Genomic DNA, 11,720 nt, shown 5'->3' with positions numbered 1-11,720 from the left:
TGTTATCTTATTTATATGTATGTTCCTATCTAAGGTTAGAAGCGGTAGACCAACGATGCTCCCACACGGGTTATCCCCCAATAATGACGGACACGCGTATCCAACAGTGCGCCGTTGTCTACATTATAATAGGTGTTATACTTCATGTTGGCATATCCCACTCCCAGATTAAATTCCGCTCCCCAGTGTTTGGAAAGAGGGAGTTTGTAACCGTAGCTTATTCCGGCTCCCAACAGCGGACGATCAGTATCTTGATAACGGTCATCGTTCCACTTTACGTTAAACCATGCCACGTGGGCGTGTAGTCCGACAAAGTGTCCCCGTCCTGTCTCATTTCCTATCCACCAGCGGGCTTCAGGTTGCAATGCTACCGTACGCACGCCGTGCTTATCTCCCAAGTCCCACAAACTGCAAGTCAATGGCAACTCTACCGTGATCTTTTTATGCACCTGCATTTCCACGGCAAGGTTCAGCAAAGCACAAGCATCATATATTACATTCGTTTTCAGTGCCAGATAGCGTTGACCATCAAAGGCAGCCGCTTTCTTTCCTGTATTCTCTTTGCCGGATTGGCGTTTATCCTCCTCCTTTTTTGAAGAAGTCGCAACTGCTGTTTCCTGCTTTTTTCCGCCGGACTTGTAAACCGTAGTTTCCTCCGGAGCTGCCGAAGTCTGTACACGGGGTTTACCGGGAGTCTGTGCTGACAAGACAGTTATGCCCGATAATACAGCCAACAAGCATATAGTTCTCATATTAAAAGTCGAGTGTCTCATATATCCATATCTTTCATGTTCATTATCAGATTTCCAGTTCGGGCACTGTATCCCTCATTACCGTTTCATACCCATCCTCATTGATGACAGTAGCTTCACCTTTATAAGTGATATTCACCTTCTCTTGGGTGCTGCGGATAAAGAATGAAGGAGCACCGTCGGATTTCAGGTTTACACTGATCAACCATCCGCCCACTTTGATACGTCCGTCGGACAGGATTTCGGGGTCTTTGGCAGGATATTTCAGCGCATGTGTGTTGATGATAGTGGCAAAACGATATACTTGTGCCTTTTCCGATGTAGCGGTGAAATGCCAGTGATTAGGATACTTCTTGAACACCCCTTTGTCATCAGCACGTAGCCAGTTGACTGCCGGATAGAAAAAACGGCTCGTCGTATCAGTCTGTAATGTTCCGGTAGAGAAAAGATAAGCGTCCGATGCTCCTCCCCGATTCGTGGCTTGAATATGTACAAAGCGATTATTCGATTTATTCACTGTCATAGGATTTGCTGTTGTATGTAACAGGTAATTCCAGTTCACCGGTTCGTCTGCCACCAGTTCGTCATAAATAAAAATCAGACCGGTTTTGCCTAAATTAACTATATGCCGACGGAAAGTCTTCACATGATTTTCATCCCAACCATTTTCGGGTGTATAATGCACTTCGGACTGCTCGCCACGTGTCAGCCAAAGCGGTGAAATTACTTTTCCATAAGCATTGGAAGCATCGCCCAACACATAACCTATTTTCTCGCTAGCGTAATAACGGGGAATCCACCCGTATCCTTCCGTCCCGATACGCTGTCCCATACCGTTCACCAAAATAGTATTGTGAGCCCGTGTGGCACGGTGGCACAGCATACTATGTACATCAGTAAATTCAATATGATGACCGCTACTATAAAACAATGGCTGCCCACCGTAGAAAGTATTGAATGCATTTTGATTAGCAAGTGCATGAGAGGTAGAACCATAAGGACTAGAACGGAAACTCCACATGGCATTTCCACCCACTCTATCCCAATTAGTCTGGAAAGAGGCAAGCCCTGTTGCGGGAAACACATATCCTGCGGGGAGTGCTGTCAGCCCTTCGCCCTCCGGCAGAGGTTTATCACATTGCAGACGGAACCAAGCAAGATCACCGGGCTTACTCAATAAGGCTTTCTTCATATATTCCGGTTCCACTTTCAATGTACGGCGTACAAAGTCAGCGGCATAAGTATTTCCGGTAAGACGTGCCAGTGCATCTAAATATCTTATACGAATACTATTAGGCCGTGCTACATTCTGATGTGAACTTCCGTTTCCTCCGGATTTGGAAAAAGGAGGTTGCTGGAAGATGGTATACATGATATTTCCCTGATACCAAGGATCGGAAAAAAAGTCATAGCCAGTCAGTTTGCTATAATAGTAAGGCACTTCGACTAATGTACGGGTGTTGACCGTAAAGTAAGAATCGCCATTATGCCAGCCACCGTCTTTGTTCAATCCGGGAAAACGTGCCAACCAGACGTTATAACAATAGTCTACCCATGTATTGGCTTCCGGCAAATCGCCATACACACTGAATGCTGCCATTGTAAGAATACGAAGTGTCATCTGCCACACATGATTGTCGGCAATATGGTTCTCCATCCGATTATTAAAGTTCTCATACATTTCACCACCTTTATTTTTGATGGCTTCCAGTAATGCTTTCTTTTGTGATGTATTTAACCGGTCGTAAAAAGAATCATAAGCCATAGAGCAGAGAGACAATAAGCTGGAAGCATTAAAATCGCCTTTCACATTCTTATCTTCATCCCAGTCGGCCATGATAAATACCCGTTTGATAGCTTCGTCAGCATATTTAGTATCCTGCGTCAGTAACCAGGCCCGTATAAGTGCTTCAGTATTGCCCTCTTCCGCATCGATGATGCGACGGCTCTCACGAGTGAGGTATGAATTTATCTGCATCTCGTTCTTCAGATTCTTCACCTGCGAGACATTAATATCTTTCACTGATTTCATTGGAGTCTGAAGTACTTGATCTGCACGTTCAAGATACCATTGTCTTTCTGCCTTTTGTTTGCTGTGATTTATAAAGTCCTTCCATTCGTTCTTCATGATCCACACGCGCGGATGGTCAGCAGGTAGTTTCGCCAACACTGTTTTCAATGAAGGCGGACAGAATTTACCCGGACGATCTTCCACGGTGACTTGCTGTGTGCTTCCCCATGTCACTTGTCCGTTTTCTACATAACCGAACTGCCAGTACCATACACCCGGCGCAAGCGGTTGTTCCGGATTATAGAACGGCCAGCGAGTTTCCACCTGAACAACTCCCGACTTCAATCCGGCATCCTGTGAATAACGTAACCGATAGGTAATCTTTGTTTTATCTATCTTCTTTACTTTGTGTTCGAATCCATCCAGCGGACTATCTTGGGAATTCATATCCGAACGAAGCGGCCACTGAAAAGAAACCGCGCGATCATTTACCACCGCTTTATCAAGGGGATAAGGAGTGGCACGCATTTCGTGCATCAATGTCGTCTCCGTCAGTTTGATGACTGCCTGCTTTTGCGCATGTGTCATTTGTACAGCCGCAGATAAGATTACAAATGAAATCAATACTATTTTTCTCATGATATCAAATAATTGTTTTTTCTGTAGGCAAATGTAGGTAAACCGTCCGAAACAGGACTTTCAATTCATTTCTTCCTTCTCTGATACTGTCTAACGGGGCTTTGTTTTCGTTCATTTCAACTTAAAATTCGTCCAAAACAAGCGTTACAGGAGGATACAAAGAGGGTAAAAGGGTAAAATAGCCCCCAAACGGAATGACTGAAACCGATAGAAAGATGAAGATTATTAGTTTTTGTTTAATTCCTTTTCGAACGGTTACGAGCTAAACAGCATGCACTCAAATAATTTGCAGACTACATGAATAGGTTGTATGACACCCGGGTCTCAATGGCACTGACACCCGGGTGTTGATATACCTGACACCCGGGTGTCAGCACTAATGAGACCCGGGTGTCATATAACTTGTTTATACTGTACAAATATTCCTAGAATACATGTCATCTCATTCATTTCCGTACCGGCATGAACAAGATTCACCTCTGTGTCCTCCGCGTCCTCAGTGGTGAACAAATGCATAACTGCAAGGCAGTTACTTAGTATGCAGTTTTACATAATCCGATGGCAAACAACCTACATACCTCTTGAAACTAGTAGAAAAGTAAGAAGAAGATCCGAAACCGACCATTCCACTAATCTCTGAAATAGAGTGGCGCCCTTCAAGCAACAATTTACATGCTTTATTAAAACGAATACGCCGGATAAAGTTTGCCGGCGGTTCACCGGATATGGAATTCATCTTGAGATAAAGTGACGAACGGCTCATACAAAGCTGGCTCGCCAACTCATCAGAGGTGAAGTCTTCATTACTGATATTTTCTTCTACCACCTGAATAGCTTTGCTCATGAATTCCTCGTCCAGATTATTCGAAGTCATTTTAGCAGTATCTATATCAATCGTATTCGAATAATAGTGTTTCAACCGCTGACGTGCTTTCAGTTGATTAGCAATTTTTCCTTTCAATAAGTGAATAGAGAACGGTTTGGCAATGTAATCATCCGCTCCAGCCTGAATACCTTCCGTCTGTGCATCGACACTTCCTTTGGCAGACAACAGAAGGACGGGAATATGGCAGGTTTGCAGATTTCGCTTAATAAACTGACAAAGTTTGATGCCGTCAATTCCCGGCATCATCACGTCGGAAAGAACAATGTCTACACGGTGTTCTTTCATGATAGCCAATGCTTCTTCCCCGTTTCCGGCGGTAAGCGTCACATAGTTCTGCCGGAAATTATCTTTTAGGTAATCTACCATTTCTTTATTGTCATCTACCAACAGGATAGTAGGACGTCCTTCCTCACTACCAGCTTCTATCTGATCGTCATCCGATAGTTCTTCTGAAACTATAACTGACGCATCACCAGAGAAATACTCATCAGCCACCGGAAGCTCCCGGAAAGAAGCAGATGTTTCGACTTCATGCACCGGTAATTCACGTTCTTTCTCCGTGAAGGCAGTTATGTCAGCAGGTAGAGTGACTTTAAATTCTGTATATTGAGCAGGCTCGCTTGCTACGGTAATAGTGCCGTGATGTTTCTCTACAAGCATCTTCACCAATGACAGTCCGATACCCGTTCCCTTTCGCTGACCGTCTACCTGATAGAAACGTTCGAAAATACGGGTTAGCTGCTCTGGAGACATACCGATTCCGCTATCTCTTACCGTGAAACCATAGGTATCTCCCTCTGTCCATAAGGAAAGCGAGATGCTTCCACCGTCCGGTGTAAACTTAAAGGCGTTAGACAGCAGGTTCATCAAGATTGTCTCCACATACGTCTTATCTGCCGGAAACAACCGTCCTTCTAAATCGGATTTTATATGAAAGCTGATAGTACGCTTTTGCGCATTTTCTTTAAACAGAGCAAAAGCATCTTGCAACAGTTCTTCTACATTCACCTGCGCAACATGAAGAGGCATTGCACCTGCTTCGGCTTTACGGAAATCCAGCAACTGGTTGACAATGTGCAATAACTTCCGCCCGTTCTTATAGACGTAATCCAGTTTCTGCTGTACTGGAGTACCTTTCAGATTACTCTGTTCCAAAAGTTCCTCCAACGGAGCCAATATCAAACTCAGCGGAGTACGCAACTCATGAGACATATTCATGTAAAAACGTACTTTCTCCTGACTGATTTCTTCTATCTTGTTTCGTTCTATCTGTTCAATCCGGACTTGCATCTTCATTTTGGCACGGGCAATAAAAAAATAGATCACAAAAACGAGGAGCCCTACAAAAAAGAAGATGAAAAGCGTCTTTGCCCACCAGGTTTGATACCACATCGGAGTGATGTGCACAAAAAATTCAGTGGTTGCTTCACTCCACTTTCCATTGTTGTTACATGCCTTCACCTTGAACACATACTCACCGGGCGGAAGATTAGAATAACTCGCCCGTGCAAAGGAAACATGACGGGAGTAGTTCCACTCGGTTTCAAAGCCTTCCAATTTGTAAACAAACTGATTCCGCTTGCCAGCCAAATAGTTGATAACGGCAAACCGGATATTAAAAAGTTTCTGATCGGAAGGAAACGACATACCCAGCATCCGCCCTTGCTCGTCCTGAAAATAGTGTACCCGTTCACTTTTCATATCCGTAATCACCTGATTTAAGACAACAGCTCCTGTTACCACCGCATCCGGAGAATATGGATTATCACCCAATTCATAAGGTTTGAAATAAGCAACGCCACCAAGAGACCCCAGAAAGAATGTACCATCGTGAGCTTTGCAAGCTCCGAAATAATTAAACTGATCGTGAGGCAATCCGTCCTGCTTCGTATAGTTGAGGAAAGTACCCTCTTCCGTGTTGAAACAAGCCAGCCCCTTGTTAGTTGTCAACCATAAACGTCCCCGTTCATCTTCCAGTATGCTATAAATAAAGTCGTTCGGCAAACCGTCTATCATCGTATAGTGTTTCCAAGCTGTCGGTGCTCCTTCCTTATAACAATATAGTCCTGTGGAAGAGCCGATCCAGATTTCATGACGGCTATCTTCCTGTACACAGAAAGCTTGTATCAACCCATGCAGATAAGCCGAAGAAGAAAGATGCAATTCTTCCAGTTTCCCGCCGGCATACAAAAACAGACTCTCTTCCGTACCAATCCATATTCTTCCTTTCGAATCGCGGAACAACGTATATATCAATACATTCTCCAACTTTTTATGCTTTTTAGCTAATGGATGCTGCGAAAGTTCTCCGGTCTGTTTGTCGAAAAGGTAAAGTCCGCTCATACCGCCTACCCAAAGCGTTCCATCTGTTCCGTCTAATAAGGAGTAACAACTGTTAGTCAGGGTAGTAGAATGGGGAAAGGAATATGTTTCTATCCTGCCACTCTTATGATGCAGGCGGCTCATTCCCCCTCTGTGAGTACCGATATAGACACTTCCATCCTTGTCCGTCCATATACATTTTATATTGTCAGACTTTAAAGAGTTGGCGGAAGTACCCGTCCGGTAATATGAAAAGACTCCGGTTTTCCGATTATAATAATTTAATCCGCCGTCGTTCGTGCCGATCCAGAGATTTCCATTATCCGGGTCTTCGGCAATACAACTCACCGTGTTATCACTTAACGAATTCCTCCAGGCGGAATGTTGCAAACGTCCGAATGCCGGAGCGAGGGGATGATAATAATTAAGCCCACCGTAAAATGTGCCGATCCACATCCCCCCTTGATTGTCTTTCAAAATAGAGCGGATGGAATTATGCCCCAATGTAGTCGGATCTTCAGGAGAAAAACGACAGATCCGGAAAGTTTCCGTCTCCGGTTCAAGGATAAGCAAACCTTCCATGGTTCCTATCCAAACCCTTCCTTTATCATCTCTGGACAGTGTTCTGACCGAGTTTGTAAGGAAATAAACAGGAGTATTTTGCTTGTTATAATGATGTTTTATTTGAAAGTTATTATCCACACAATACACCCCGTTTGTCAATGAAGCCAGCCAACAATTCCCGGTTTTATCGTCATAAAGCATATCAGAGATCGTTTCTCCTTTCAATTGAAGAAGAAGCCGGATCACGTTTCCGTTACGTACATAATAGAAATAGACACCTTCCGAAGTACCCAATAGGAAGCCGTCATTCATCCGGCAAACAGAATAGATCACTTTCCCGGCAAGTTCTGGCTGCACTTTCATCCGCCCAGTTTTTTTATCAAAAACCATCAGACCGATATTGGTAGCAAGCAAAAGCCGGTCACCTTCCTCCGGTTCTCCGATAGCCAATACTTGCATCGGCTGATTGTCCGGTGACGAATAATTGGTGAAATTATTTCCTACAATATTATAACGGGATAAACCGACCTGCGTACCTACCCATACCGTACCCTTCGAATCGGTATGAAGTGAATAGACATGATTGTTCGCCAGACTGGTCGTATCATCCGGCGCTTTATAATACGAAACGAAGCGAGAACCTTCATACCAGTTCAGTCCGTCTATGGTACCTACCCAAATCTTATTATTATGATCTTGTGTCAGAGCTAGCACAGTATTTTGCGATAGTCCGTCATCCACGGATAATCGTTTAAAATGGATGAAGCTGTCGGTAGCCGATACAGCCAAAGGAAAAAATAAGATGTAAACGGTTAATCCGAATATGTACTTAAATAGCAAATGTCGGTCTTTCATGAGCTAATATTGAAGAATTTATCGTAAAGATAAGTATTTTCAATTCAATCTGATAAATGAATCCTTTTTTTTAACTCATATAAAGGACCGGTATTGGCTTCAAAACGAATACGATTATCTTCAACGGTCTTCCTCCAAGTTAGTAAGACTGATTTTCTGATTTTTCTTTCAGATCTTTATAGCGCTTCAAGGCTTCCAGATAATAATAATCAGCATAATTGAGCGGAGTATCAATTTCACTGTCGTGCGGGAAACTACCAACCGAATGTAACAGGATGAAACCATGATTTTCTCCTTCCTTGGCCAAATAATCATCAGAGGATAACTGCTTCAGGATATGCTCCGCATAACGAAAATATTCTTCCCCTTGTTTCTTGTCGCCATAACCACTCAACTCCAGCAATGCAGAAGCTGTTATGGCAGCCGCAGAAGCATCGCGTGGTTCATTCGGTATCTTGGGAGCATCATAATCCCAATAAGGTATATAGTCATTTTCAGCCGGACGATGATCGATAATAAACCGCGCTATTTTATGAGCGGCATCCAAATAGTTCTGCTGCTTGGTGAAGCGATAACACATAGTATATCCATATACTCCCCAAGCCTGTCCACGCGCCCAGGCGGAAGAATCGGCATATCCCTGAAAGGTTCCTTTTGACTCCACCTCACCGCTATCTGCCAGGTAGCTCACCACATGATAGGAAGTCATATCTTTCCGGAAGTGGTTCTTCAACGTTTTGTCGGCATGAGAGATGGCTATTTCGCGATATTTCGGATTATTGGTTTGCTCCGAAGCCCAGAACAGCATTTCAAGATTCATCATATTATCAATAATCACCGGATAGCTCCACTCACCGAAATCCCACGAACGGATCAGTCCGACTTCCGGACGAAAACGGGAACACAAGCTTTCTGACGAGTTAATCAGAATCAAACGGTCCGTTGGCTCGGGTTTTAAACGGATGCCCTGCCCATAACTGCAAAACATCATAAAGCCCAAATCGTGATTACCCGTATAATATTGCATATCCTGCAGACGGTCCGTATATTTGCGTGCTTCTTTTGCCAGAACTTCATCACCTGTCAACTCGTATGCCAGCCACATGGAGCCGGGATAAAAACCACTCGTCCAGTCGGTTGGGTGCTCCAGTCTATACTTTCCTTCTTTGATAGAACGGGGAAAACAGGCGGTGTCCGGTTCATTCTTCAATTGTTCTGACATATAGAGCAACTGATGTCCGGATGTTTTCACTGCATGGTCGAACCATTCCATTTCATTTTCTTTTGAAGCATCACAAGCAGTCAGGAGAGCAATACTCCCTACCGCCAGTAAAAGTTTGTTTTTCATTGTTCTACTTTATTTTGTTACTGTATTCTATTACTGGCAACAAAGTTAGAGTAAGTCGCAGACACAACCTTTGCAAATCTATTTTTTCATTTTCGTTTCTATTTCTACGGACTTTGATTTTGTCCAAAAGATCTTTGTTTTTATCTTTTTCATAAAAACAGGCACGGATTTCACAAAATAAGTCGTTGTCAGGCATAGCCAGGCAACCATGCAGTATTTTGCAAAATCCGTGTCTCACAATAAAGGTATCTTCCCTTTATCTCACAATATCCTCCGGAAATTTAGCCGGCATTTCTACTCTTTTCCAGGTTTCATAATACCAGGCATTCAACTCATTTCCATTCAAATCGTTCTTGATAAAGTATTTCAGATGGAGATAATCGTTATCTTTGATCTCGAATTCCAAAATATTATCCTGATTATCCAGCATCGGAAGATGAATGTTCTTCTCGATACTTTCTTTATAAGAATCATCCGTCAGTTGTTTCCACATTCCATATCCTGTAATAATGGCATCCGAGCCGGGGATAATGGTAAAGTTCACGATCCGTCCGTCATCACTCAACACTTTAAATGTATTACTGGGTTTCAATGCTCCCGGAACATCGGGAGATTCCGACACATAATGGCAGAGCTGCCAAATACCTTTTAAATCGGCCGCCTTGAATTTAGTTTTCTTTTGGGCCATCGCACCTGTTACCGCTAACAACATTATTGAAAGCATGGTAAAAAAATAGAGCTTTTTCATTGTTGTATTATTTTAGTTAACACTCTTGAATGCGTATTTCCAAATATAAAGATTTATTTTGAAAATACAGCGATTCAGAGCATAAAAAAACTCGCATAACCTAAAGATTATGCGAGTTTTACATAAATATACCGAAATATTAGAAATCAGCATTTCTTGGCGTACGCGGGAACGGTATCACGTCACGGATATTCGCCATACCTGTTACAAACAATAACAGACGTTCGAATCCTAATCCGAAACCGGAGTGAGGACAAGTACCGAACTTACGGGTATCCAGATACCACCACATATCTTTCATTGGGATGTGCATTTCTTCAATACGGGTCATCAGCTTGTCATAGTCCGCTTCACGTTCGGAACCACCGATAATTTCACCAATCTTCGGGAAAAGAACATCCATGGCACGTACAGTCTTACCGTCTTCGTTCTGCTTCATATAGAAGGCCTTGATTTCCTTCGGATAGTCAGTCAAAATCACCGGACGTTTGAAGTGTTCTTCTACCAGGAAGCGTTCGTGTTCAGAAGCCAAGTCCACACCCCAGTAAACCGGGAATTCGAACTTATGACCTTTCGCAACAGCTTCTTCCAGAATCTTGATACCATCTGTATAAGGCAGACGTACGAAATCATCTTTCAATACACCTTGCAGACGTTCAATCAAACCTTTGTCGAACATATCGTTCAGGAACTTCACATCATCCGCACAGTTATCCAACGCCCATTTCACACAATATTTGATGAACTCTTCTGCCAAGTCCATGTTGTCTGTAATATCGTTGAAAGCAACTTCCGGCTCAACCATCCAGAACTCTGCCAAGTGGCGGGGAGTATTGGAGTTTTCGGCACGGAACGTAGGACCGAATGTGTAAATAGATCCCAAAGCAGTAGCAGCCAACTCACCTTCCAGCTGACCGGAAACGGTCAAACTCGCCTGCTTACCGAAGAAATCATCTTCATAAGAGATAGAACCTCTCTCGTCTTTCTTCAAGTCATACAGGTTCATGGTAGTCACCTGAAACATCTGTCCGGCACCTTCACAATCGGAAGCCGTAATGATCGGCGTATGGAAATAGAAGAAGCCCTTTTCATGGAAGAACTTGTGAATAGCAATCGCCATGTTGTGACGGATGCGGAACACAGCACCAAACGTATTCGTACGCGGACGCAAGTGAGCTATCTCGCGCAGAAACTCCATGGAGTGCCCTTTCTTCTGCAATGGATATGTATTATCGCAAGTACCCAGCACTTCGATTTCGCGAGCCTGTACTTCCACTTTCTGACCGGAACCTACTGACTCTACCATTTCTCCGTTCACGCTGATACAAGCGCCGGTAGTAATCAGTTTCAGCATCTCTTCATCGAAATTAGCCAAATCTACTACGACCTGCAAATTATTTATTGTAGAACCGTCATTCAGTGCGATAAAGTTTACTTGTTTGCTACCTCTGCGGGTGCGAACCCATCCTTTCACATTGACCATCGCGCCAATATCTGTGCGCTTCAACAGATCAACAATTTTTGTTCTACCAATCTTTTCCATTTAACTTTTTCTTTTTAGATACAAGAAGACGAGGTTTCAATTGCAGGATTCA

Annotated in this window: 6 protein-coding genes; all 6 read right to left on the bottom strand. The window is 43.4% G+C overall.

The window, feature by feature from the left end:
• Positions 1-35: 35 nt before the first annotated feature.
• The gene (locus H8796_RS09835) at positions 36-773 is read right to left on the bottom strand and encodes a DUF3575 domain-containing protein (protein WP_117934596.1); all 738 of its coding nucleotides are present in this window, start codon (positions 771-773) and stop codon (positions 36-38) included.
• Between the two features lie 25 nt (positions 774-798).
• Complete coding sequence (locus H8796_RS09830; RefSeq protein WP_117934598.1) at positions 799-3,402, bottom strand: DUF4962 domain-containing protein; 2,604 nt, start codon at positions 3,400-3,402, stop codon at positions 799-801.
• A 529-nt stretch (positions 3,403-3,931) separates the two neighbouring features.
• Positions 3,932-8,029 (bottom strand): hybrid sensor histidine kinase/response regulator transcription factor, encoded by a 4,098-nt coding sequence (locus tag H8796_RS09825; RefSeq protein ID WP_117934601.1) that lies wholly within the window; start codon positions 8,027-8,029, stop codon positions 3,932-3,934.
• Positions 8,030-8,168: 139 nt separating this feature from the next.
• Positions 8,169-9,377, bottom strand: coding sequence for a glycoside hydrolase family 88 protein (locus tag H8796_RS09820; RefSeq protein ID WP_117934604.1), 1,209 nt, complete (start codon positions 9,375-9,377; stop codon positions 8,169-8,171).
• A gap of 256 nt (positions 9,378-9,633) precedes the next feature.
• Positions 9,634-10,125, bottom strand: a complete 492-nt coding sequence (locus H8796_RS09815) for a DUF4488 domain-containing protein (protein ID WP_004324683.1) — start codon at positions 10,123-10,125, stop codon at positions 9,634-9,636.
• Between the two features lie 139 nt (positions 10,126-10,264).
• Positions 10,265-11,668 (bottom strand): asparagine--tRNA ligase, encoded by a 1,404-nt coding sequence (asnS, locus tag H8796_RS09810; protein WP_117934607.1) that lies wholly within the window; start codon positions 11,666-11,668, stop codon positions 10,265-10,267.
• Between the last annotated feature and the right edge of the window lie 52 nt (positions 11,669-11,720).

It is taken from the genome of Bacteroides sp. M10 (assembly GCF_014334015.1).
Classification (GTDB): domain Bacteria; phylum Bacteroidota; class Bacteroidia; order Bacteroidales; family Bacteroidaceae; genus Bacteroides; species Bacteroides intestinigallinarum.
The sequence above is the reverse complement of the archived record's forward strand: the minus strand, read 5'-3'. Positions and strand labels throughout refer to the sequence as shown.